Origin of the sequence: Actibacterium naphthalenivorans (assembly GCF_014196965.1) — a bacterium.
In the GTDB taxonomy this organism is placed as follows: Bacteria; Pseudomonadota; Alphaproteobacteria; order Rhodobacterales; family Rhodobacteraceae; genus Actibacterium_A; species Actibacterium_A naphthalenivorans.
On the sequence record NZ_JACIEQ010000001.1, the window covers coordinates 1,612,337 to 1,634,784 of the forward strand.

A 22,448-nucleotide genomic window follows, 5' to 3' on the forward strand; every position below is an offset into this window, starting at 1 on the left:
CCTGGTTGGGGCCCGGCTGTTCGAGCTGTTGCATCACGCAGGCCAAACGTGGCAGGGGCCGACTTGTTCCGGTAAAGATGCGTCAGGCCCCGCGCGGCTTCGGCGTGTCGCCCCTGTTATAGGGCGTCCAGTCGTCAATCTCGGGATAGAACTGCCTGCGCCAGGCGCGCACCCGCGGGTTCATTCGCCGCCGCCACAGGCGCGGGAACATCGCCATCGTCGCCATCGCCGGATAGCCGAACGGAAGCTGCGGTGCCGCGTCTTCGGCATAGGTCTGCAGCAGGGGAAAGCGCCGGTCGGGTTTGTAATGGTGGTCGGAATGGCGCTGAAGGTTGATCAAAAGCCAGTTCGACGCCCTGTGCGCCGCGTTCCACGAATGCCGGGGCAGGACGTGTTCGTATTTCCCGTCACCAAGGTATTTGCGGGTCAGCCCGTAATGTTCGATGTAATTCGTGAGTTCGAGCTGCCAGACCGCGGCCAGCGCCTGCCACAGAAACAACAGGGCGCCGACCCATCCGCCGACCGCCAGCGCCAGCAGCAGCGCGCCCGCCTGAAGCGCGCCGTAGCGCCAGAACGGGTTTGCGCGGTGCCAGCGTGGCAGCCCCTTGCGCGCCAGCATCTGCGTCTCGGCATGCCAGGCCGACCGGGGGCACTGCCGCAGTACGCGCAGAAAGAAGCGGTGGAATCCTTCGTTGTAGCGCGCTGTGACCGCATCGCGCGGGGTGCCGACGTGGCGGTGATGCACCAACAGGTGTTCCGAACGGAAGTGGCTGTAGAGAACCGAGGCGAGCAGCAGATCGGCCAGCCAGCGTTCAAGCCGGTTTTTCTGGTGCATCAGCTCATGCGCATAGACGATGCCGATGGTGCCCGACACCACCCCGACGCCGTAAAAGAGCCCGATGATCTCGAACGCCGAAAGGTGGCTGGTATGGGTCACCCACCAGATCATGCCATAGATCGTCAGCGCCTGGAGCGGGAACCAGATCAGGGTGATCAGCCGGTACCAGAACAGGGATGCGTCGGGTGTGCCGGTGTCGGCATTCTGCTGGTTCAGACCCGTGATCAGATCCAGCAGCGTGATCAGCGCCCAGGCGTAGAGCGGCGGCAAAAGAACGGCCCAGCCGCCGTAGGCCGCCCCTAGAACCACCAGCGGGAAAAGCAGAAGCGACAGCCAGAATGGCAGCGCGTTGCGCAGATCCGCGCTCCGGCGGGTGGGGGGCTCTGGTGTGTGGCCTGGCATGAAGTCGGGCCCCTATGCCGGAACCAGGGCGGGTTGCCCGAGGTCGAACGCCTTGCGCATCACCGTGGGCAGGCCAGAGGGGCGGAACTCCTGCGCCGGGATGAACCGGCCCCGGGCCGGGGCGGCATCCATCGGCAGATCGGCGACGCGCAGGGCAAGGCGCAGGTGGAAATGGGTGAAGGTGTGGCGCACCTCGGCGCCGGGGTCGCGCCAGTTTGCGGCCAGTGGCGGGGCCTCTTGCGCGGCATCGCCCCATTCGGCGCCGGGCCAGCCCAGCATCCCGCCCAGAAGCCCCTTGTCCGGGCGGCGTTCCAGCAGCCACGCGCCATCGGCACGGCGCCCCAGATAGGCGATGCCGTGGCGCGTGGGTTTCGGCTTTTTCGGCAATTTGCGGGGCAGGTCGGCCTGGGTGCCAAGGGCGCGGGCGCGGCAGGGCGCACGCAGCGGGCAGATGCCACAGGCGGGGGATTTCGGGGTGCAGATCGTCGCGCCCAGATCCATCACCGCCTGCGCGTGACAGCCGGGGCGGTCCGGCGGGGTCAGCCCTTCGGCCAGCGCGGTAAGTTCCGGCTTGGCGGCGGGCAGCGGGGTTTCCACCGCAAAGAGACGGGCCATCACCCGTTCGACATTGCCATCCACCACGGTGGCCTGTTCGCCGAAGGCGATCGCGGCGATGGCCGAGGCGGTATAGGGGCCGATGCCCGGAAGGTTCAGCAAGGCGGCGCGGGTTTCGGGAAACCGGCCGCCATGTTCCGCCACGACCACGCGGGCGCATTTCAGCAGGTTGCGGGCGCGGGCGTAATAGCCAAGCCCGGCCCATTCGGCCATCACGTCGCCGTCGTTGGCGGCGGCCAATGCGCCGACACCGGGCCAACGGGCGGTGAACCGGTGGAAATAGTCGCGCACGGCGGCCACGGTGGTTTGTTGCAGCATCACCTCCGACAACCACACGGCATAGGGATCGGGGCGGATGCCCGCCTTGCGCGCGGCGGGGCCGGTGCGCCAGGGCATCGCCCGCGCATGCGCATCATACCAGTCAAGCAGCGCCCGGCTTGGCCCTTCGTCACGCAATCTTTATCTCCTTCGCGCCGGGTTTTGGCTGGCTGCCGGGGCAGCGTGGAACTAGGATAAAGCACAGAAAAGGAAATGACAGGCAAGATGCGCGTCAAAGCCCAATCCGAACGCCCGCCCCGCCGCATGCGGGGCTTCGAAAGGACTTCGAGCCTGTTGGGAGAGCGTATTCGCAACGTTGGTGAAAAGCGCGGCTTTGCCGTGACCCGCCTTCTGACCCACTGGGCCGAGATTGTCGGCGAGGATACCGCCCGCGCGGCCCGCCCGGTGAAGGTGCATTACGGGCGTCAGGGGTTCGGCGCGACTCTGACCATCCTGACCACCGGCGCGAACGCGCCGATGCTGGAGATGCAGAAAGAGCAGATCCGCCAGAAGGTGAACGCCTGCTACGGCTATTCCGCGATTTCGCGGATCCGCCTGACCCAGACCGCGCCCATCGGCTTTGCCGAAGGGCAGGCGCAATTCGCGCCGGCCCCGGCACAGCCCCGCGCCATCGACCCTGAAACCCGGGCGCGCGCCGCGCAGTTTTCCGGCGACGTCGCCGACGACGGCCTGCGCAGCGCCCTGGAGGCATTGGCCCGGAACGTCTTGTCCCGGCAAAAACGGTAAGGAGCCCGTATTGATGAACCGCAGAACCGCCCTGACTCTGGGAACCGCCGCGCTCGTGATGGGCCGCGGCACCTGGCTTTCCGCGCAGGAGAATGCGGCCATGGCCGGCGATGGCAACGCCCCCGTGATCGCGGATATGACCCTGGGGGCCGAGGACGCGCCCGTAACGGTGATCGAATATGCCTCGTTCACCTGCCCGCATTGCGCGACGTTCCACGAGAATGTTCTGTCACGCTTCAAGGCGGATTACGTGGATACCGGCAAGGTACGGTTCATCTACCGCGAGGTTTACTTCGATCGGCCTGGTCTCTGGGCGGCAATGGTCGCGCGCTGTGGCGGAGAGATGCGGTATTTCGGCATCGTTGATATGCTGTACGAAAAACAGCGCGAGTGGATCGGCGATGGCACACCGGCAGAGATCGCCCAGAACCTCAAGAAGATCGGCCGCACGGCCGGGCTGAGCGACGAACAGCTCGATGCCTGTTTTGCCGATGCCGAAACGGCGCAGGCCATGGTGGCGCATTACGAAGAGGTCATGAAGGAACATGACATCTCGGGCACGCCGACACTGGTGATCGACGGCAAGGTGCATTCCAACATGAACTACAAGGATCTGCGCGAGATCGTCGACGCTCGGCTGGTCGACTGATCCGCCGATGCCCGGACCATGCGCGCCGCGCCCGGTTCAGCCGGGGGCGAGGCCCAGCTGATCCAGCGCGCGGTCCAGCGCCGAGGGGTCGCTCAGCGTCAGCCGCACCGGCACCGTAAGCACCTTGCGCCGGAAATCCGCAGGCAGGCGCACCGCGTCCTTCTCGGTGGTGACAAGCTGCGCGCCAAGGGCCGCTGCCTCCAGCTCCAGCCGTTTCATCAGGGCTTCGGTCAGGGGCTGATGGTCGCCCAGCGCCTCGGCCCGGATCAGCCGCGCGCCGAGGCCGCGCATGGTGGCAAAGAACTTTTCCGGGTGGCCGATCCCGGCGAAGGCAAGCACCGGCTGGCCGGCCCAGTCCATGCCGGTGGGCAGCGGCTCCAGCGCGCCGGTCAGATGCGGCAGGTCAATCCCGCCGCCCCATTCCGCGGCGAACCGGCGCTGTGCGCCGTTCGGGCCGATCGACAGCAGCAGATCGGCGCGGGCAAGGCCGGTGCTCACCGGCTCGCGCAGGGGGCCTGCGGGGATGACCCGGCCGTTGCCGAACCCCCGGGCGGCATCCACTACAACGATCGAAAGATCCCTGGCGACAGAGGGGTTCTGAAACCCGTCGTCCAGCACGATCACATCCGCGCCTGCCGCCTCGGCCGCGCGCACCCCGGCGGCGCGGTCGCGGGCCACCCATGTCGGGGCGAAGGCGGCCAGAAGCAGCGGTTCGTCGCCCACATCCGCCGCGCCATGCCGCCGCTCGACCACACGCACCGGCCCTTCCAGCCGCCCGCCATACCCGCGCGACACGACATGCGGGGCAAGCCCGCGCTCGGCCAGGCGGGCAATCAGCGCGATTGCGGTGGGTGTCTTGCCGGTGCCGCCGGCATTGATATTGCCGATGCAGATCACGGGTACTGCGGCGCGGTAGGGCATGCCCTGCCGCAGGCGCCGGGCCGTCGCGGCCGCGTAGACCGCGCCGAGCGGGGCCAGAAGCCGGGCGCGGACGCCCGGCGTGCCGGGCGGGCGAAACCAGAATCCGGGCGCGCGCATCAGCCTGCCGCCCTGTCGTCCAGCGCCGCGATGATGCGCTCCACGATCCGGCGGGTCGTGTCTGCCCCGGCGGTCGAAACTTCCCAGGCCTTGATCGCCAGTGCGGCGGCGGCCTCGGGCGCGATCAGCCGCTCGACCGCCCCGGCCAGCGCGGCGTCGTCGTTGACCGTCCGCGTCGCGCCGGATGTGTCGAGCCGTTCGTAGTACTCTGAAAAAGGCCCGGTCTGCGGGCCGTGCAGGATGGCCGAGCCAAGCGCGGCGGCGGCGGCGGGATCGACCAGCGCCGCAGGATCCGCGCGGGCAAGCGTGCCGCCCAGAAAGGCAACCGGCGACAGGCGATACCACAGGCCGGCCTCGCCCTCGGTATCGGCGACGTAGATCTGGGTTTCCTCCTCGGGCTCTTCATCGGCAGAGCGCAGGGCGACGCACCAGCCCGTATCGCGCAGGCGTGCGGCCAGAAAGGGGCCGCGCGCCGGATTGTCGGGCACCAGGATCAGCAGCAATCGATGGGTGGACCGGGCCGCCGTGGCATGGGCGGCCACGATGATCGCATCTTCCGCCGCGGTTATGCCCGCCGCCAGCCATGTCGGGCGGCCGGTCAGCAGCCGCGCCAGGTTTTCCCGCTCGGTTTCGTTGCAGCCGGGCACCGGCGGCTCCTGGTGAAGCGGGCCGGTCAGCAGGATGCGGTCGGCGGGCACGCCGGCCTTGCGGAGCCGGGCTTCGTGCTCCCTGTCGGTCACCAGGATCGTCCGGAACCGCCGCAGCGTGCGGCGCGGTATCCGGCGGGGCAGGGTGTCGCACAGCACGAACAGCGGCAACTGGCGCTCCGCCGCCTCGGCAACCAGCGTGCCGGCCATGGCCGAGGCCGCCAACAGGCCAAGATCGGGCCGCCACGTATCGAGAAACGCCCGCACCTGCGCGGCGCGATCACCGCCCAGATCGGCGACAAGGATATCGGCGCCGGCCAGATCGGGGCAATCGGGGGCGATGCCGGTGACCACGACGCTGATCGTGTCATCCTCTTCGCTGAGCGCCTGAACCAGAACCGATACCGCGCGGGCAGAACCCGCGCCCGCCGCGTGGATCCAGACAAGATCGCCGGAAGGCCGTAATCTTTCAGAGGGGTCGGGGCCGTCCGCAGGCGCCGGGGCCGCGGCACCGCGCAGCCGGGGAAGGAACGACGACCACCTCATCGCGCGCTGGCTCAGGCCTCAAGCTCTTCGGTCGGGCTGGCCTCGGTCTCTTCGTCGCGCAGGCGGTGCAGATGGGCGATGAAATAGCGCATGTGGGCATTGTCCACGGTGCGATGCGCTTCGGCCTTCCAGGCCTCGAAGGCGCTGGCGTAATCGGGATAGATGCCGACGATATGAATGTCATCGACATCCTTGAAGGCGGTTTTGGTGGGGTCCACCAATTCGCCGCCGAAAACAAGGTGCAGGCGCTGGGTCATGTCGCTCTCCGCTTCCTGTGCGCTGGGTCGTGGGTAAACTAGACGATGCCGCGTGGCGGCGAAAGGGGGCGGTTCGGGGCCCGGCCCCGCTCAGGTCAGCCGCGCGAGCATCTCGCCATGCAGGGCCGGGCCGGCGGCAACGACACCGCGCGACACCGGATGCGCGGTATTGAAGTCGATCGCGCTGCCCAGACGGTCGGTCACGATGGCGCCCGCCTCTGACAGGATCAGCGCGCCGGCGGCGATGTCCCAGTGCCAGCTGTCACGGATCGTCAGCATCGCGTCGAACCGCCCTTCGGCCACGAGGCACAGCCGGTAGGCCAGCGACGGGCGCAGATGGCGGTGGATCTGCGGCGCGTGGCCCCGCCAGTATTTCGGCTGCATCGCCGCCCCGGCGACCAGAAGCTCGGCACCGTCCAGCCCGCTGCGGCTGCCGCTGCGGATCGGCGTGCCGTTCAACGCCGCGCCGCCGCCCAGCGAGGCGGTGTATAGCTTGTCGCGCAGCGGCAGGAAGACGACACCGGCGACGACGCGCCCCTCTTCGGCCACGGCAAGCGAATGCGCGAAGGTGCGGTCGCTGTTCAGAAAGGCGCGGGTGCCGTCCAGCGGGTCGACGATGAAGGTGCGCCGGGCCGACAGGCGGGCCGTGCCATCCTCGGTTTCCTCGGACAGCCAGCCGTAATCGGGCCGGGCGGCGGTGAGCGTATCGCGCAGCATGTTGTCGATGGCATAGTCGGCCTCGCTGACCGGGCCTTGATGGTCGTCCTTGGTCCAGGTTCGGGGGCTTTGGCGCCAGAAGCGCGCGGCGACGTGACCGGCCGCATGGGCGGCGTCGATCAGCAGGGCAAGGTCACTCTCCGGCAAGCGTCAGCCCTTCGACAAGAAGGCTGGGCACCTGGCGCGACAGGTGCGGGCGGGCATCATTGGCGGGGATGATGGTTTTCAGCATATCCCGAAGGTTGCCCGCGATGGTGCATTCGTTGACCGGATAGGCGATCTGGCCGTTTTCGACCCAGAAGCCGGCGGCCCCGCGCGAATAGTCGCCGGTGGTCGGGTTGATCGAACTGCCGATCATCGAGGTGACAAGCAGGCCGGTGCCCATGTCGGCCAGAAGCTGCTCACGGCTTTTGCCGCCCTGGGTCAGCGCCACGTTGGTGGCAGAGGGCGACGGCGGCGCAGACGTGCCGCGCGCGGCATTGGCGCTGCTTTCCAGCCCCAGCTTGCGCGCGGTGGCAAGATCCAGGATCCAGTGTTGCAGGATGCCGTTCTCGACGATGGCATTGCGCCTGGTCGGCAGGCCTTCTGCATCGAACGGGCGCGAGCCGGCGATGCGCGGGCGATGCGGATCTTCGATCAGCGACAGGCCGGCGGGCAGCACCTGCTCGCCCATCGCATCGCGCAGCCACGAGGCGCCGCGCGCGATGGCGTTCCCGTTGATCGCGCCCAGCAGGTGGCCGATCAGCGATACGGCGATACGCTCGTCGAACAGCACCGGAAAGGCACCGGTTTTGGGCTTGCGCGCCCCGGCGCGGGCCACGGTGCGCTCGGCGGCGATGCGGCCGATTTCGGCGGCATCGGGCAGGTCGGCCTGAAAGATGCGCATTTCGCCGTTATAGTCACGTTCCATCGCGCTGCCGGTGCCGGTGCCGGTGATGGCGACGCAGGACAGCGCCCGGTCGGTGCGGGCATAGCCGCCCGCGAAGCCGTTGGTCGCGGCCAGATGGATGTGGCGGCGGCCATACCCGGCCGAGGCCGATTGCACCTGAGAGATTCCCGGCACGGCCAGCGCCGCCGCTTCGGCCCGGCGGGCGTCTTCTTCCAGCGTGCCGGGGGCGGGTTCCGGTGCGGGGTCGGCCAGTTCCAGCGCGGTGATATCCCATGCGGTGGCCAGCTGCGACGGATCGGCCAGGCCGATGGTCGGATCTTCGGGGGCTTCGCGCGCCATCGCCACGGCGCGGGCGGCCATTTCCGCCATGGTTTCGGGCCGGGTGTCAGAGGCCGACACACAGGCCTGACGCTGCCCCACCATCACCCGCAGCCCGATATCGGTCCCTTCGGAGCGTTCGGCCTGCTCCAGCCGGCCCTGCCGCACGTCGATCGACAGCGATCTGCCTTCAACCGCGATGGCATCGGCGGCATCGGCGCCGGCGCGTTTCGCGGCCTCCAGAAGCTGGGCGGTAAGCGGGGCAAGGGTTTCGGGCATGAAATTGGCGTTCCGGTTCTGCTTGTGATCCGTTGGAGGTAATGCGCACGAACGCCCGGCGCAAGCAAACACGGGGCGTTTTGGCCGTGCGGGGCGGTGCCTGCCTCAGCGCAGGGGCTGGCCGTTGGCCAGTATTCCGCCATCCGGCGTCAGTTCGATGTCCGACACCAGCGTATCCTCACCGGGCAGCGGAGTGGCGAAAATGCCAAGCATCATGCGATAACCCATTACCTGTTCCTCGGGCACCAGGCCGATCTGAACCAGCGCATCCATCAGCGCATCGGCACCCGACAGGCGCAGGCTGACGTTGCCCTGCGGTACGGGCAGCGGGCTGAACGGGCCGCGGCCCGCATTGTCGAAGGTGAACGCGCCGCGCCCGGTTAGCGCGGCGCCGGCGGCCGAGACTTCCAGCTCGTTGATGGTCAGGCTTTCGATCTCGGCGGGCAGATCCTCGGCGCTTTCGACAGCCCGGGGATCAAGGATGTCGATCAGCCAGCGGGCCTTGCCCGACAGATCAATCACAAGGTTGGCCGGGGTGCGGGGCAGCAGGCTGTCGGGGTCGAACAGCGCCCAGACCTTTTCGTCGATCTCGATCCCGTTGAGCGCGGTCAGCAGGCGGAAATCGGCGGGCTCTTCGGTCGGGGTGACTGGCATGGTCAGGTTGAAGGCACTTTCGTCGATCCGGGCGCCGATCTCGGGCACGGGAAGCTGCGCGCTCAACACGATCAGGTCGGTGCTGCTCTGCGTGCCGCTGTACGACAGGTGGTCGCCGATCATGGAAACCTGCAGGGTGCCGCCGGCCGCGCTGCCGATGACCTGCAGGGGCCCGTCGGGGCCATCCAGGCTTTGCGCATAGGTCGTGGCGCCATAGCGGAACTCTCCGTCGGTGCCAAAGCCCGCGCGCAGCAGGGCGCCCATGTCTTCAGACAGCGGGGTGTCCTCGGGCAGCGTGGCGCGGGACTGGCCCTGCAGATCCTGCATGCGCGCGGACAGGGTGACTTTGCTGTCGCTGGCGGGATCGGTGCCGTTCAGGCTCAGCGCCGCGTTTTCGGCGCTGATCTGCGACGTAAAACTGATCAGCGGGCCTTCGCCGACAAGATACTGGCCGGCCAGCCCCCCCAGGGTAAGGCTGAGGCCGAAATCCGCCGGCCTGTCTTCGGCGGCCATGTCCATATCGCGCATGTCGAAAGACAGCGTGTCAGCGGTGAAATCATAGGTGGTCTCGGCACCGGTGCGGCTGACGATGGTCGTCATGCCGGATTGGGCCATGGTCAGCGCCGCCTCGAACAGGCGCTGCCCGTCGGCGCCACCCGAATAGGTGAACCGGCTTTCCGGCGGAAGTGTGATCGCGACGGTGCCGTCGCCGCGCTCTGTCAGGGTGATGTCGCCGATTTTGCCCTGAAGCTGCGCCTCGGGCATGTCCATCGTGATCGTAACGCCCCGCACCGTCATCACATTGCCTGCCATCGTCGGCGTGCCGGTGATGGTTTCGCCGAAGCTCTGCCCGAGGGCGCCGATGCTCTCCCATGCTTCCGCGGCGGTGATATCGGCCATGGCGCCGGATGCCGAAAAGGCGGCGGCCAGCAGGGCCGCGGCAAAGGCGGGTTTGCGGTGAGTCATGGCGCGGCCTTCCGATGCGTTCGTTGGCCGGAGCTTCGGCTTTCGAATGGGAAGGGTCAAGGGCAGGATGGCGCTGGGAATCACCTTGTCGCGCGGGTTACGGTCTGGGCGACCGAAAGGATGAATACCATGGCGGATATGAATGGAAAGAGCGTGCTGATCACCGGGGCCAGCCGCGGGATCGGGGCATCGGCGGCGCGGGTGTTCGCGGCGGCGGGGGCGCAGGTGGCGCTTGTTGCGCGCAGCGGCGCGGCGCTGGATCAACTGGCGGCCGAGATCGGGCCGGCGGCCCTGGCGATTTCCTGCGACGTCAGCCGCTACGGCGATGTCGAACAGGCGGTGCGGACGGCGGTGGACCGGTTCGGCGGGCTGGACGTTCTGATCAACAATGCCGGCGTGATAGAGCCGATCGCGCCGATGCTGGAGGTTGATCCCGCAGCCTGGGGCCAGGTGATCGACATAAACCTGAAGGGCGTGTTCCACGGGATGCGCGCGGCGGTTCCGGTGATGGTGGCCGCGGGCGGCGGTACGGTGCTGACGATCAGTTCGGGCGCGGCGCATAGTGCGCTGGAAGGGTGGAGCCATTACTGCACGTCAAAGGCCGGTGACGCGATGCTGACCATGTGCCTGGATAAAGAGACGCGCGGCAAGGGCATTCGCGCCATGGGCCTGTCGCCCGGCACGGTGGCCACCCGGATGCAGCGCGAGATCAAGGCCAGCGGGCTGAACCCTGTCAGCGCGCTGGACTGGTCGGATCATATTCCGCCGGACTGGCCCGCCAAGGCGCTGTTGTGGATGTGTTCGGCGGATGCCGATGAGTTTGTCGGCCAGGAGATTTCGCTGCGTGATCCGGCGATCCGCGCGCGCGTCGGGGTTGGTCAGTGATCGGGCTGGAGCAGACGGCGGCCCGCTGGACCGTCACGCTGAACCGGCCCGCGAAGGCGAATTCGCTGACGCGCGCGATGCTGGACGAGCTGGAGGCGATCTTCGCCGATGCCGCGCAGTCGGATGTGCGGGTGCTGGTGCTGACGGGGGCTGGCAAGGTCTTTTCCGCCGGGGCCGATCTGGACGAGGCCAGGGCCGGGCTGGCCACCGATGGCGTGTGGGAGCGGGTATCGGGGCGGCTCGCCGGATTGAACTGTCTGACTGTGGCGGCGCTGAACGGCACGCTGGCGGGGGGTGCGTTCGGCATGGCGCTGGCCTGTGACATGCGGATTGCGGTGCCCGGCGCGAAATTCTTCTACCCTGTGATGCAGTTGGGCTATCTGCCGCAGCCGTCCGATCCGGGCCGCCTCGTGGCGCTGGTGGGTCCGGCGCGGGCCAAGATGATCCTGCTAGGCGCGGCGAAGCTGACGGCGGAAGAGGCTTTTGCCTTCGGCCTGATCGACAGGATCGTTCCGGGCGCCGATCTGCCCGACGCGGTGGATGCGCTTGTCGCCGCCGCCGAGACCGGCGATGCCGGGGTGCGCGTGGCGATCAAGGGCATGTGCCGCACGGATGGCTGAGGCGGTGGATGCGCTGGTGATCGGCGGCGGGCCGGCGGGGCTCATGGCGGCCGATGCCCTGGCGCAGGCCGGGCGGCGCGTCGTGGTGGCCGAGGGCAAGCCATCGGCCGGGCGCAAGTTCCTGATGGCGGGCAAGTCGGGGCTGAACCTGACGAAGGACGAACCGTTCGATACCTTCCTTGCGGCCTTTGGCGAGGCTGCTGAACCGTTGCGGCCGATGCTGGAAGCGTTTGATATGAACGACGTTCAGGTTTGGGCGCGCGGGTTGGGGCAGGAGGTGTTCACCGGAAGCTCCGGCCGGGTGTTTCCGGTGGCGATGAAAGCCTCGCCGCTGTTGCGCGCCTGGTTGGGGCGGCTGGCGGGTATGGGGGTCGAGCTTCGCACCCGCTGGCGCTGGACCGGATGGGAGGGGGCGGATTTTCTGTTCGACACGCCGCAGGGCGCGGCGCGGATCGCGCCCGGGGTCACGGTTCTGGCGCTTGGCGGGGCAAGCTGGGCGCGGCTGGGCGCCGACGGGGCCTGGGCCGGGCTGCTGGCAGAGCGCGGCTTTGCCGTGGCGCCGTTCAAGCCGGCGAACATGGGCCTGGCGGTGGAGTGGTCGGCACCGATGGCGCGGCAGTTCGGCCGCCCGGTGAAGGGCACGGCGCTGATGGCCGGGGATGAGGTGGCGCGCGGTGAATATGTGATTTCGCGGCGCGGGCTGGAAGGCGGCGGCGTCTATGCCATCTCGCGCGCGGTGCGCGAAGGCGCGGCGCTGTGGATTGATCTGATGCCGGATCGCAGCATAAGCCAGATTGCCGAACGGCTGGCCCGGCCACGCGGAAAGACAAGCCTTTCCAACCATTTGCGCAAGGCGTTGCAGCTTGATCCGGCGCGGCTGGCGCTGTTGATGGAATTCGGGCGGCCCCTGCCCGAGGGCGCGGCGCTGGCGCGGCTGATCAAGGCGCTGCCGGTGCGCCATGCCGGGCCGCGCCCGCTGGACGAGGCGATTTCGACCGCGGGCGGGGTGATGTGGCGCGCGCTGGACGCGGGGTTGATGCTGCGCGATCTGCCGGGCGTGTTCTGCGCCGGCGAGATGCTCGACTGGGAGGCGCCGACCGGCGGCTATCTTCTGACCGGCTGTCTGGCGACGGGTCTCTGGGCCGGGCGGGCGGCGGCGGAATGGGGCCGCTAGCCCGCGAGGCTCTGCATTGCCTCGGCCACGAGGCGGAATGATTTCAGCCGCGCGGCATGGTCGTGGATCTGGCCGGTGATGATGATCTCGTCGGGGGCGAGGCGTTCGATAAATCCGGCAAGCGCTGCACGCACCGTATCTGGCGCGCCGGTGGCCGAGATCGAAAGCGCCCGGTCGACCGAGGCGGCGGTGCCGGGATCGAGCACATCGTGAATGTTGTTCACGGGCCGGGCCAGCGCGGCGGGGCGTCCAAGCCGCAGGTTGGCAAAGGTTTGCTGTATCGAGGTTTTCAGGCGCACGCCCTCGGCATCGGTGTCGGCAGCGAAGGCGTTGATGGCCATCATCGCATAGGGCGCATCCAGATGCGGCGAGGGGCGGAAGCTGCGGCGGTAAACCTCGAACGCCTGTTCCAGCGCGTCGGGCGAGAAATGCGAGGCAAAGGCATAGGGCAGGCCGAAATGGGCGGCAAGCTGCGCGCCGTAGAGGCTTGAACCCAGTATCCACACGGGGACATGGGTGCCGGTGCCCGGAATGGCCCGGACATGCGCCTTGGGGTCGGCCTCGCCGAAATAGCCGATCAGCTCCTGCACGTCCTGGGGGAAAGTGTCACCGGCCTGCATGCCACGCCGCAGGGCGCGGGCCGTGGCACCGTCGGTGCCTGGCGCGCGGCCCAGGCCAAGGTCGATCCGGCCGGGATAAAGCGTGGCCAGGGTGCCGAACTGTTCGGCCACCACCAGCGGCGCGTGATTGGGCAGCATGATGCCCCCCGCGCCGACACGGATGGATTGCGTCGCCCCGGCCACATGGCCGATCAGCACGGCGGTGGCGGCGCTGGCGATGCCGGGCATGTTGTGATGTTCGGCCATCCAGTGGCGCTGATAGCCCCAGGTTTCGGCATGCCTGGCCAAATCGACGGTGTTGCGCAGCGCGTCGACGGCGGTGAAGCCTTCCGGGATCGGGGCGAGGTCCAGCAGGGAATAGGGTGTCATGGGTGGGTATCCTTGTTCACTCTGCCTTATGTGGGGCGGATCGGGCGCGGGAAAAGCCTTAGCGCGCGCCAAGCATCGCAAGGCGGATCAGCGCGCGCTCCATCAGGGCCATCGCGGGCGCCCGCTGGGCCGATCGCAGTTGCAGATCAGTGTCGATCAGGATGCCGATGGCCTGTTCCAGCCGGTGCACGCCCCATTTGGAGGCTTGCCGCACCATCCGGTCGCGGCGCGGCCCGAATACGGGTGGGCGCACACGGGCGATGCCCGCGCCGGCGCCGCCCGGATCGCAGGCGGCGGCATGCAGGGTGCGGAAGTGCCGGGTGGCGCCGATGCACAGGCCGACCGGCTGCACCCCCTGGCTTTCGAGCTTGCGCATCACGGGGCCGATTTCGCCGCTGCGGGCCTCGGCCACGATGTTCAGCACATCATCCAGCGCGGCCTCGGTCGAGCTGGGGGCGCAGGCGGCCACATCGTCGGAGGTGACGGGGCTGTCATCGCCATATTTGTAGAGCGAGAGCTTTTCCAGCGTCTGCCGGAAATCGCCGGGGTCGAGCATCCGCGACAGGGCGGTCAGGTCGATCATCGCATCGCGGTCGGGTTTCAGGCCGGCGCGGGCCAGCTCTGCCTCGATCTCTTCGCGGCTGGGCGGTTCGTCGTAGATGCCGACGGCGAAGGCGTTGTTATGCGCCTCGAACGCCTTGCGCAGGGCCGAGCGGGCGTTGAGCTGTTTGGCGGTGACAATAAGCTGCGCGTCGCCCTCGCGCCAGTCAGCAAGGGCGGCGCCGATGGTGCCGGCCAGCCCGTCGGCCGCATCCTCGACAAAGGCGACGCGGGGGCCGGGGAAAAATCCCTGCGCCTTCATCGCGTCAGACAGAAGCGCGGGGTCTGAACGTAGTTCAGATGCGGCGATGCGGGTCAGGCGCATTTCGGCCTCGCCCTCGGGTCCGATCAGGCCGGCGATCACCTCTTGCCGTTTCAGCGCCACCCGCATCGCGTCGGCGCCGAAGATCAGCACGCCGGTGCGGTGCGGCTCCGGTTTGGCGAAATAGCGCGCGGCGTCGCGGCCCGAGAGTTTCATACGCCCCAGTTCCCCGAGCTGGCGATCAGGCGGGTGACCATCTGATCGGCAAGGATGATCATCAGCCGGTCATAGGCGTCACGCTCGGCTGTCTGGGTGGCGACGGGGGTGCCCGAGGCGGAATAGCCGGTAAAGCTGTTGACCGAACCGGTATAAACGGTTTCGCCGGTGGCAATCTCTGTCAGGGTGAAATCCACCTTCCCGGTGATGTTGTAGCGGGTGATTTCCTGGGCGGGGGTGATGGCCAGCCGTACCGATTCAGTCGTCAGCGTATAGTCGAGCATATAGCGGGGGGTGACAGGGCGGCGCAGCCGCTCTTCCAGCCGGCCGACAAGGTTATAGCTGTGGCGGTCCGTCGGGTCGGCCACGCGGATGCTGTTTTTCAGCCGTTCGGCGGGGCCGCCGGTGCCATAGGCGGGCTCGAACCCGCATCCGGCCAGCGGCAGGGCGGCCAGTAACAGCAGAAACGCGCGGCGGTCAGATGACGACATTGATGATGCGGCCCGGCACGACGATGAGCTTTTTCGGCGCGCCACCGTTCAGCGCCCTGATCACAGCATCATGGGCCAGCGCCAGCTTTTCAACCTCTTCCTTCGACATGTCCTTCGGAACGGAGATTTCAGCGCGTCGTTTGCCGTTGATCTGTATCGGCATGATCACCGTGTCCTCGACCAGCATCGCCGGGTCGGCCTGCGGCCAGGGCGCGGCCGCCACCAGCCCTTCGCCGCCCAGCAGGGCCCAGATCTCTTCGGCCAGATGCGGGGTCATGGGCGACATGAGCTGCGCCAGGGTGCGCATCGCCTCGCGCCGGGCGTCGGCCCCGGCCTTGGATTTCTGCAGCGTGTTGGTGAAGGCATAGAGCTTGGCCACCGAGGTGTTGAAGCCGAAGCTTTCGATGCCCATCGTCACGTCGTGGATGGCCTTGTGCATGGCGCGCAGCAGATCGTCATCGCCTGTGCCGGGGCCTTCGGCGCCGGCGATATCGGTGGCGATGCGCCACACGCGTGAAAGATGCTTGAACGCGGCCTCGGCGCCGGCGGCTGTCCATTCCACATCGCGTTCGGGCGGGCTGTCGGACAGGACGAACCAGCGGGCGGTGTCGGCACCGTAGGCCTGAACGATGTTCACCGGATCGACCACGTTCTTCTTGGACTTCGACATCTTGGCAGAGGGGATCACCTCCACCGCTTCGCCGGTGGCGCCGAGGCGGGCGCCGCTTTCTGTCCATTCGATATGCTCGGGCAGGTGATAGACCGGGCGATCGCGCTCATCGCGGGTGACATAGATCTCATGCGTGACCATGCCCTGCGTGAAGAGCGCATCGAACGGTTCCACCGCCTTTTGCGGCAGGTGGCCGCAGATCTGCATCGCACGGGCGAAGAACCGCGAATAGAGCAGGTGCAGGATCGCATGTTCGACGCCGCCGATATACTGATCGACGTTCATCCAGTATTCGGCATCCGCGGCGTTGGTCGGCGTCGCCGCCCCCGGAGAGGTGAAGCGCGCATAGTACCAGGACGAATCGACGAACGTATCCATCGTGTCGGTCTCGCGCTGTGCGGGCTTGCCGCAGGCGGGGCAGGCACAGTCGCGCCAGGTGGGGTGCCGGTCCAGCGGATTGCCGGGCTTGTCGAAGCTGACATCCTTGGGCAGTTCGACCGGCAGGTTTTCTTTCTTCTCGGGCACCACGCCGCAATCGTCGCAATGGATCACCGGAATCGGGCAGCCCCAGTAGCGCTGGCGGCTCAGCCCCCAGTCGCGCAGGCGGAACTTGGTGACGCCGTGGCCCACGCCGTTTTCCTCGCAAAAGCGGATCGCGGCGGCGATGGCCTCTTCGCCGGTGGCGGTCTCATCCCATGCGAAAGACCTCAGCCAGCGGACCTTTTCGGTCTTGGGCGGGGTGAAGGCGGTGTTTTCCACCGGCGCGCCGTTTTCCAGCGCCACGAACGTGTCGGTGACGGGCAGGTCGTATTTGCGGGCGAAATCCAGATCGCGCTGATCATGCGCGGGGCAGCCGAAAATGGCGCCGGTGCCGTAATCCATCAGGATGAAATTGGCGATATAGACCGGCAGTTCCCATCCCGTGTCGAACGGGTGGCGCACGGTCAGGCCGGTGTCGACGCCCTTTTTCTCGGCCTTTTCCATCTCTTCTTCGCTGGTGCCCATCTTGCGGCATTCGGCGTTGAACGCGGCGATTTCGGCGCTGTCCCGTTCCAGCGCCTTTGCCAGCGGATGATCGGGCGAGATGCCCACGAACGACGCCCCCATCAGCGTGTCGGGGCGGGTGGTGTAAACCTCGATCCGGTCGAAACCATCAGGCGCGTCGACAGTGGAAAAGGCGAACTGCAGCCCGCGCGACTTTCCGATCCAGTTGCGCTGCATCAGCTTGACCTTGTCGGGCCAGTTATCCAGCCCGTCCAGCGCGTCGAGCAGCTCTTCGGAGAAATCGGAGATCTTGAAGAACCACTGCGTCAGCTCGCGCCGCTCCACCGGTGCGCCAGAGCGCCAGCCCTTGCCATCCTCGACCTGCTCGTTGGCCAGAACGGTCATGTCCACCGGATCCCAGTTGACCACCGCGTTCTTGCGATAGACCAGGCCCTTTTCCATGAAGTCGATGAACATCGCCTGCTGCTGGCCGTAATATTCCGGATCACAGGTGGCAAACTCGCGGCTCCAGTCCAGCGACAGGCCCAGCGAGCGGAACTGCGCCTTCATGTTGTCGATATTGGCATAGGTCCAGTCGCCGGGATGCACCTTGCGTTCCATCGCGGCATTCTCGGCCGGCAGGCCGAACGCATCCCAGCCCATCGGGTGCAGAACACTGAACCCCTGCGATGCCTTGTAGCGCGCCACCACATCGCCCATCGTGTAGTTGCGCACATGCCCCATGTGCAGGTTGCCCGACGGGTAGGGGAACATCTCGAGCACATAGTATTTGGGGCGGGTTTCATCGCGGGTCGCGGTGAAGGTGCCGGCCTTTTCCCAGGCGGATTGCCATTTCGGTTCGATCTCACCGGGTGCAAAACGGGACATGTTCATGGTCCTTGTCAGTCAAACGCCGGGCGCGATGGCGGCCCGGCGTGGTGATAATGGCGGCGCGGGAGATCGTCCAGCACGGTTCTGGTCAGAGATTGCCGTCACGGATGCGCAATTGCCGGGCGCGGGTCAGAATCGCGTCTTCGACCGCGCGCGATGTGGCCGCGCTGACCGGGCCGTTGCGGGTGGCCAGCGCCACTTTCAGCGCGCGCGCGTCAAGCGCGGGGTCCTGAACATAAACCGTGGCGCGGTAAGCCTGGCCGCCGCCGGGCGGGGTGCCGAACCCGGTGACGATAATGCCCGAGAACGGATCGACCGTTTCGACCGGCAGGAAGTTGAGAACCTCCAGCGAGGCGTTCCAGAGGTATTTGTTCACTTCGATGGTCGTGTTGGGATCATCGGCATTGGCGAAAAGATCCCAGACGGTAGAGCTGTTTTTGTTGGTGTTGTCCGGATCATAGCTCGAACTGGCCGCTGGCCTGTCGGAATCGGGCGCGGTTTGCGCAGCCGTGGGATTCTGATTGCGGCCGCAACCGCTCAGACCTAGTGCAACCACAAGTACGGCTGCCGAAAGAACCCCGCTCTGGAAGGTCATGAAACTTCGCCCCCTTTGATAGTCCCCGTTCTCTAGCCGAGGCGGCGCAAGCGGACAAGGGATTTCAGGCTGTCCGGGCTTGCGCAGGATGCTGTCAGCAGTGTGACATCGGTGTGGCAAAGCTGCATCAATCGAAGCTGCATTGGATCGCGGCATTCCCGCTTTCTTGCAATCAGACAGTCAAAGAGCGACACAGCGGCATACTCAATTCGCTCCTTGGATTGAGGTGCTCCTTTTAATGAATGAGGGAAAACCATGAAAAAGGTTCTTCTTGCTACCACGGCGCTGGTTGCATCCGCTGGCATCGCTTCTGCTGAATTGGCCATCAGCGGTTTCGCCGAGATGGGTGTCGTCGGCGGTGATTTCTACGGCTCCGACAACGAAGACATGCAGTTTCACAACGACTTCACCATCACCTTCGATGGTTCGGGTGAAACCGACAACGGCCTGACCTTCGGTCTGCACATCGAACTCGAAGAGTCGAACAGCCCCCATTCGATCAACGGCGGCGCTTCGTACGACAACGAAGCCGCGTTCATCTCGGGTGCGTTCGGTACGCTGACCCTGGGTGAAACCGACGGTGCATTCGATAAGCAGCTGAAAGAAGTTGCTCTGGCCGGCGGCACGATCGCTGACGATGAAACCACCCACGCTGGTTTCAACGGCAACGGTAACTTCGACGGAACCGAAGACAACCAGGTTCTGCGTTACGACTATTCCTTCGGCGATTTCGGTATCTCGGCGTCGATGGAGCAGAACAACGATGGTGGCGATGACCCCGTCAGCGGCGATGACGACATCTACGCTCTGGGCTTCTCCTACGGTGTCGATCTGGCTTCGGGCATCGGCCTTGGCTTTGGTCTGGGCTACCAGACCGGTGGCGACACCGAGTTCGACGCGATCTCCGGCTCGATCTATGCTGACTTCGGCAACGGCTTCGAAGTTGCTGTGAACTACACCGACTACCAGGAAGATGCGCCGGACACCACGGCCACCTACTACGGTGACGCGACCCACTACGGTCTCGGTGTTGCTTACACCATGAACGCATGGACCTTCGCTGCCAACTACGGCGAATATGACTATGACGACACCCCGGACAAAAGCGGTTTCGGCCTGCTCGTGAACTACGACCTGGGTGGCGGTGCCGTTATCCAGGCCGGTTACGGCTCGAGCGACTACGACGGTGTCCAAGAGGACGAAGAGTCCTACTCGCTCGGCATCGCGATGTCCTTCTGATCCAGAAGAACATTTGGTTAAGGGAAGAGCGGGCGGTTTGCCCGCTCTTTTCTTTTGCGCGCTTCAAATCGACAACCCTGGTGGCGCGTGCTAGGCGGGGGCGAAACCTCGCCCATCCGGAGAGCGCCCGCCATGCTGCCGCTGAACCCCAGTCAGATTTCCAGGCTCTTCAAGGAAGCGCTGCAGCTTCAGGGGACAGGGAACCTGGACGCGGCGGAAGCGAAATACCGGACGATCCTGGGTGTCCGCCCGAAACTGCCCGAGGTTCACTTTCAGCTTGGCCGTATCGCGCTGGAACGCGACGAGGCGCAAAAGGCGGTTGGGCATTTCGAAACGGCGCTTCGGGAAAAACCGACAGAGGCCGCGATCTGGCAGGGTTATGCGCGGGCGGTTGCCGCACAGGGTGATCCCGCGGCGACCAGGGCGTTTCTGAAAAAGGTCAAGGCCGCGCGGCTTGACGCCAGGCTCGTGCTGCGTCTGCAAGAGCAGCTTGCCCCCGCCAAGGTCCGCAGCGCGACGGGAACAGGGACGGCCGCGCCTGCCGACATCCGGGCGCTGATCGGTTTGCTGAACACGGGTGCCTTCGCCGAAGCAGAGAAAAAGGCCACCGCATTGCGCGCCCGTCACCCGGATGTGGCGATCATCGCCGACATCCTGGCCAATGCGCAGGCCCGGCAGGGCAAGAACGCGGCCGCGCGGCAAGGCTTCGAATCGGCCATTCGGCTGGATCCGGCCTTTGCCGAGGCGCATAACAATTACGGGCGCTTCCTGGTGGAGACCGGGCATGCGGACGAAGGGCTGAAGCAGATCCGCGAGGCGCTGAAATACGCGCCCGGCATGCCCACGGCCCTGCTCAACCTTGGTATCGCGCTGTCGCAGAAGGGCGAGTCAAAGGGCGCGGCCGATGCGCTGCGCCGTGCCGCCGCCGCCCGGCCCGATCTGATCGAGGCGCATGTGCATCTGGGGCTGGAGCTGGGCAGGCTGCGGGACCACGAAGGCGCCATCGCCGCGTTTCGCGCCGCCATCGCGCAGGGCGATAGCCGGGCCGCGACGCGCGTAAGCCTGGCACAGGCCCTGTCTTCGGCGGGGCAGGAAGAGGCCGCGATGGAGGCGTTCGACGCCGCCATCGCCGCCGCCCCGGACATGGCGCGCGCGTATGGCGCGAAGGCGCTGTTGCTGCAGACACTCGGGCGGTTTGACGAGGCCGAACAACTGTTTCGCAAGGCGATCGCGCTGGAGCCGGAGAACGGCGAAAATTACCGCATGTTCATCGCATCACACAAGGTGCAGCCCGGCGACCCGCTGATCGCGGAGATGCAGGCGCGGTTCGATGACCCGGGGCTGAGCGATGAAAGCCGGATGAACCTGGGCTTCGCGCTGGCCAAGGTCCTGGAAGATACCAGGCAGTTCGGCCGCGTTTTCGCCTATCTGAACCCGGCAAACGCGCTGATGCGCAAACGCTTTCCCTATGACATCAAAGAGCGCCGCGCCGAGATCGACGGCTTGAAGGCCGCTTTCGCAGGTGCGGATTTCCAGGCCCGTAAGATTGCCGGCACCACCGATTTCGCGCCCATCTTCGTTACCGGCATGCCGCGTTCGGGCACCACGCTCGTCGAGCAGATCCTTGCCAGCCACTCTTCGGTCGGCGGGGCGGGCGAAGTCGGCTATGTGGCGCGGCAGGTATCCTCGGCGATGGTGCGCGAAGGCGGCGGCTACCGCCCGTTTTCGGAGCTGAGCGACGATGTGATCCGCGACATCGGATTCGGCACCGAAGCGCGGCTGCGGGCGCTTTGCCCGGGCAAGGAACGGATCACCGACAAGTCGATCCAGACCTATATGGTGACGGGTGCCGTCCGGCTTGCGCTGCCGAAGGCGCGTATGGTGCTGGTGCGGCGCGACCCGCGCGATACGCTTGTGTCGATCTACAAGAACCTGTTTCCCGAAGGCACGCATCGCTACGGCTATGATTTGCGGGATCTGGGTCTCTACTACCGGATGTTCGAAGAGATGGTGGATTTCTGGCGCGACAAGCTGCCGGGCGGGTTTTACGAGATTGAATACGAGGCCCTGATCGCCAATCCCGAGGAGGAATCGCGCAAGCTGATCGCCGCCTGTGATCTGGAGTGGGAGGATCAGTGCCTGAATTTCCACCAGAACAAGCGGCGGGTTTCGACGCTGAGCGTTTATCAGGTGCGCCAGCCGATCTATAGATCTTCGGCAAAGGCCTGGGAGCATTACGAGGATGATCTGGGGGCGCTGTTCGAGGCTTTGGGCGATTCGATTTAGGCGGAGGGGCTGATGGGGCTGAACGAGATCAAGGCGCGCGTGGCGAAGGCCGAGGCGGCGGCCGGGCGGGCGCCCGGCGCGGTTACGTTGATCGCGGTGTCGAAGGTGCAGCCGCTGAACCGGGTCGAGGCGGTGCTGGAACAGGGCCACCGGGTGTTCGGCGAGAACCGGGTGCAGGAGGCGGCGGGCAAGTGGCCGGCGCTGATGGAGCGGTTCGAAGGGGTCGCGCTGCATCTGATCGGGCCGCTGCAGGGCAACAAGGCGCGGCAGGCGGTGGAGCTGTTCGACGCGATCCATTCGGTGGATCGGTTGAAACTGGCGCAGCGGCTGGCCGGTCTGGCGCAGGAGCGCGGGCAATGCCCCGAGCTGTTCTTGCAGGTGAACACGGGCGAGGAGCCGCAAAAGGCCGGTGTGCCACCGGACGAGGCGGATGCGTTCGTGGCCCAGTGCCGCGCGCTTGATTTGCCGGTGCGGGGGCTGATGTGCATCCCGCCGGCGGAAGAGGAGCCTTCGCTGCATTTCGCGCTGCTGGCGAAGATCGCGGCGCGCAACGGGCTGGACGGGCTGTCGATGGGGATGAGCGGCGATTTCGAGCGGGCGATCGCGCTGGGCGCGACGCATGTGCGGGTCGGGTCGGCGATATTCGGAGAGCGCGCCTACGGGTAG

The 22,448-nt window shown here is 66.6% G+C and carries 21 protein-coding genes; 8 read left to right on the plus strand and 13 right to left on the minus strand.

Annotation, left to right across the window (positions count from 1 at the left end):
* Positions 1-82 precede the first annotated feature (82 nt).
* Complete coding sequence (locus GGR17_RS07935; RefSeq protein WP_054540146.1) at positions 83-1,240, minus strand: alkane 1-monooxygenase; 1,158 nt, start codon at positions 1,238-1,240, stop codon at positions 83-85.
* Positions 1,241-1,252: 12 nt separating this feature from the next.
* Positions 1,253-2,311, minus strand: a complete 1,059-nt coding sequence (gene mutY / locus GGR17_RS07940; RefSeq protein WP_054540145.1) for an A/G-specific adenine glycosylase — start codon at positions 2,309-2,311, stop codon at positions 1,253-1,255.
* 87 nt (positions 2,312-2,398) lie between these two features.
* Here mutY and GGR17_RS07945 point away from each other — a divergent pair, with 87 nt between their 5' ends.
* Positions 2,399-2,920 carry a DUF721 domain-containing protein gene (locus tag GGR17_RS07945; RefSeq protein WP_054540498.1) on the plus strand — a complete coding sequence of 174 codons (522 nt, stop codon included), beginning with the start codon at positions 2,399-2,401 and terminating at the stop codon, positions 2,918-2,920.
* A gap of 13 nt (positions 2,921-2,933) precedes the next feature.
* Complete coding sequence (locus tag GGR17_RS07950) at positions 2,934-3,569, plus strand: DsbA family protein (RefSeq protein ID WP_054540144.1); 636 nt, start codon at positions 2,934-2,936, stop codon at positions 3,567-3,569.
* A gap of 36 nt (positions 3,570-3,605) precedes the next feature.
* Here GGR17_RS07950 and lpxK read toward each other — a convergent pair whose 3' ends face one another.
* The 6 genes from lpxK to GGR17_RS07980 all read right to left on the minus strand — a co-directional run bounded on the left by lpxK (position 3,606) and on the right by GGR17_RS07980 (position 9,880).
* Entirely contained in the window at positions 3,606-4,607 is a 1,002-nt protein-coding gene (gene lpxK, locus GGR17_RS07955; protein ID WP_054540143.1) for a tetraacyldisaccharide 4'-kinase, read from the minus strand.
* On the minus strand, positions 4,607-5,800 hold the full coding sequence (locus GGR17_RS07960; protein ID WP_054540142.1) for a 3-deoxy-D-manno-octulosonic acid transferase: 1,194 nt from the start codon (positions 5,798-5,800) through the stop codon (positions 4,607-4,609). Before GGR17_RS07960 ends, lpxK begins: the two co-directional genes overlap by 1 nt.
* 11 nt (positions 5,801-5,811) lie before the next feature.
* Positions 5,812-6,057, minus strand: a complete 246-nt coding sequence (locus tag GGR17_RS07965) for a DUF4170 domain-containing protein (RefSeq protein WP_054540141.1) — start codon at positions 6,055-6,057, stop codon at positions 5,812-5,814.
* Positions 6,058-6,147: 90 nt separating this feature from the next.
* Positions 6,148-6,921 (minus strand): inositol monophosphatase family protein, encoded by a 774-nt coding sequence (locus tag GGR17_RS07970; protein WP_054540140.1) that lies wholly within the window; start codon positions 6,919-6,921, stop codon positions 6,148-6,150.
* Entirely contained in the window at positions 6,908-8,260 is a 1,353-nt protein-coding gene (locus tag GGR17_RS07975; RefSeq protein ID WP_054540139.1) for a TldD/PmbA family protein, read from the minus strand. Before GGR17_RS07975 ends, GGR17_RS07970 begins: the two co-directional genes overlap by 14 nt.
* 105 nt (positions 8,261-8,365) lie before the next feature.
* Positions 8,366-9,880, minus strand: coding sequence for a DUF2125 domain-containing protein (locus GGR17_RS07980; protein ID WP_054540138.1), 1,515 nt, complete (start codon positions 9,878-9,880; stop codon positions 8,366-8,368).
* Between the two features lie 129 nt (positions 9,881-10,009).
* Here GGR17_RS07980 and GGR17_RS07985 point away from each other — a divergent pair, with 129 nt between their 5' ends.
* From GGR17_RS07985 to GGR17_RS07995, 3 genes are read left to right on the plus strand one after another with little or no spacing between them, the layout of a single operon-like run.
* On the plus strand, positions 10,010-10,765 hold the full coding sequence (locus GGR17_RS07985; protein ID WP_054540137.1) for an SDR family oxidoreductase: 756 nt from the start codon (positions 10,010-10,012) through the stop codon (positions 10,763-10,765).
* Positions 10,762-11,385, plus strand: a complete 624-nt coding sequence (locus tag GGR17_RS07990) for an enoyl-CoA hydratase/isomerase family protein (protein WP_054540136.1) — start codon at positions 10,762-10,764, stop codon at positions 11,383-11,385. Before GGR17_RS07985 ends, GGR17_RS07990 begins: the two co-directional genes overlap by 4 nt.
* Positions 11,378-12,559, plus strand: a complete 1,182-nt coding sequence (locus tag GGR17_RS07995) for a TIGR03862 family flavoprotein (protein ID WP_082386698.1) — start codon at positions 11,378-11,380, stop codon at positions 12,557-12,559. Before GGR17_RS07990 ends, GGR17_RS07995 begins: the two co-directional genes overlap by 8 nt.
* On the opposite strand, the gene GGR17_RS08000 is transcribed toward GGR17_RS07995, so the two are convergent.
* From GGR17_RS08000 to GGR17_RS08020, 5 genes are all read right to left on the minus strand, one after another.
* Positions 12,556-13,548, minus strand: a complete 993-nt coding sequence (locus GGR17_RS08000; RefSeq protein WP_054540135.1) for an LLM class flavin-dependent oxidoreductase — start codon at positions 13,546-13,548, stop codon at positions 12,556-12,558. The two genes, GGR17_RS07995 and GGR17_RS08000, sit on opposite strands and share 4 nt — an antisense overlap.
* A 58-nt stretch (positions 13,549-13,606) precedes the next feature.
* Positions 13,607-14,626 carry a DNA polymerase III subunit delta gene (holA, locus tag GGR17_RS08005; RefSeq protein WP_054540134.1) on the minus strand — a complete coding sequence of 340 codons (1,020 nt, stop codon included), beginning with the start codon at positions 14,624-14,626 and terminating at the stop codon, positions 13,607-13,609.
* Entirely contained in the window at positions 14,623-15,117 is a 495-nt protein-coding gene (lptE, locus tag GGR17_RS08010) for an LPS assembly lipoprotein LptE (RefSeq protein ID WP_054540133.1), read from the minus strand. Before lptE ends, holA begins: the two co-directional genes overlap by 4 nt.
* On the minus strand, positions 15,104-17,659 hold the full coding sequence (leuS, locus tag GGR17_RS08015) for a leucine--tRNA ligase (RefSeq protein ID WP_054540496.1): 2,556 nt from the start codon (positions 17,657-17,659) through the stop codon (positions 15,104-15,106). The genes lptE and leuS overlap by 14 nt, the downstream gene beginning before the upstream one ends.
* 91 nt (positions 17,660-17,750) lie before the next feature.
* Positions 17,751-18,257, minus strand: coding sequence for a DUF3576 domain-containing protein (locus GGR17_RS08020; protein WP_054540132.1), 507 nt, complete (start codon positions 18,255-18,257; stop codon positions 17,751-17,753).
* Between the two features lie 255 nt (positions 18,258-18,512).
* On the opposite strand from GGR17_RS08020, the gene GGR17_RS08025 reads away from it, so the two are divergent.
* The 3 genes from GGR17_RS08025 to GGR17_RS08035 all read left to right on the plus strand — a co-directional run bounded on the left by GGR17_RS08025 (position 18,513) and on the right by GGR17_RS08035 (position 22,448).
* Positions 18,513-19,496, plus strand: coding sequence for a porin (locus GGR17_RS08025; protein ID WP_054540131.1), 984 nt, complete (start codon positions 18,513-18,515; stop codon positions 19,494-19,496).
* Positions 19,497-19,628: 132 nt separating this feature from the next.
* Positions 19,629-21,782, plus strand: a complete 2,154-nt coding sequence (locus tag GGR17_RS08030) for a tetratricopeptide repeat-containing sulfotransferase family protein (protein ID WP_054540130.1) — start codon at positions 19,629-19,631, stop codon at positions 21,780-21,782.
* Between the two features lie 12 nt (positions 21,783-21,794).
* Positions 21,795-22,448 (plus strand): YggS family pyridoxal phosphate-dependent enzyme, encoded by a 654-nt coding sequence (locus GGR17_RS08035; RefSeq protein ID WP_054540129.1) that lies wholly within the window; start codon positions 21,795-21,797, stop codon positions 22,446-22,448.

Excerpts from the sequence above, each read along its gene's own strand:
- GGR17_RS07935 (WP_054540146.1), bottom strand. The coding sequence starts at position 1,240 with ATGCCAGGCCACACACCAGAGCCCCCCACCCGCCGGAGCGCGGATCTG.
- GGR17_RS07945 (WP_054540498.1), top strand. The coding sequence starts at position 2,399 with ATGCGCGTCAAAGCCCAATCCGAACGCCCGCCCCGCCGCATGCGGGGC.
- GGR17_RS07950 (WP_054540144.1), top strand. The coding sequence starts at position 2,934 with ATGAACCGCAGAACCGCCCTGACTCTGGGAACCGCCGCGCTCGTGATG.
- lpxK (WP_054540143.1), bottom strand. The coding sequence starts at position 4,607 with ATGCGCGCGCCCGGATTCTGGTTTCGCCCGCCCGGCACGCCGGGCGTC.
- GGR17_RS07960 (WP_054540142.1), bottom strand. The coding sequence starts at position 5,800 with ATGAGGTGGTCGTCGTTCCTTCCCCGGCTGCGCGGTGCCGCGGCCCCG.
- GGR17_RS07965 (WP_054540141.1), bottom strand. The coding sequence starts at position 6,057 with ATGACCCAGCGCCTGCACCTTGTTTTCGGCGGCGAATTGGTGGACCCC.
- GGR17_RS07975 (WP_054540139.1), bottom strand. The coding sequence starts at position 8,260 with ATGCCCGAAACCCTTGCCCCGCTTACCGCCCAGCTTCTGGAGGCCGCG.
- GGR17_RS07980 (WP_054540138.1), bottom strand. The coding sequence starts at position 9,880 with ATGACTCACCGCAAACCCGCCTTTGCCGCGGCCCTGCTGGCCGCCGCC.
- GGR17_RS07985 (WP_054540137.1), top strand. The coding sequence starts at position 10,010 with ATGGCGGATATGAATGGAAAGAGCGTGCTGATCACCGGGGCCAGCCGC.
- GGR17_RS07995 (WP_082386698.1), top strand. The coding sequence starts at position 11,378 with ATGGCTGAGGCGGTGGATGCGCTGGTGATCGGCGGCGGGCCGGCGGGG.
- GGR17_RS08000 (WP_054540135.1), bottom strand. The coding sequence starts at position 13,548 with ATGACACCCTATTCCCTGCTGGACCTCGCCCCGATCCCGGAAGGCTTC.
- holA (WP_054540134.1), bottom strand. The coding sequence starts at position 14,626 with ATGAAACTCTCGGGCCGCGACGCCGCGCGCTATTTCGCCAAACCGGAG.
- lptE (WP_054540133.1), bottom strand. The coding sequence starts at position 15,117 with ATGTCGTCATCTGACCGCCGCGCGTTTCTGCTGTTACTGGCCGCCCTG.
- leuS (WP_054540496.1), bottom strand. The coding sequence starts at position 17,659 with ATGTCCCGTTTTGCACCCGGTGAGATCGAACCGAAATGGCAATCCGCC.
- GGR17_RS08020 (WP_054540132.1), bottom strand. The coding sequence starts at position 18,257 with ATGACCTTCCAGAGCGGGGTTCTTTCGGCAGCCGTACTTGTGGTTGCA.
- GGR17_RS08025 (WP_054540131.1), top strand. The coding sequence starts at position 18,513 with ATGAAAAAGGTTCTTCTTGCTACCACGGCGCTGGTTGCATCCGCTGGC.
- GGR17_RS08030 (WP_054540130.1), top strand. The coding sequence starts at position 19,629 with ATGCTGCCGCTGAACCCCAGTCAGATTTCCAGGCTCTTCAAGGAAGCG.
- GGR17_RS08035 (WP_054540129.1), top strand. The coding sequence starts at position 21,795 with ATGGGGCTGAACGAGATCAAGGCGCGCGTGGCGAAGGCCGAGGCGGCG.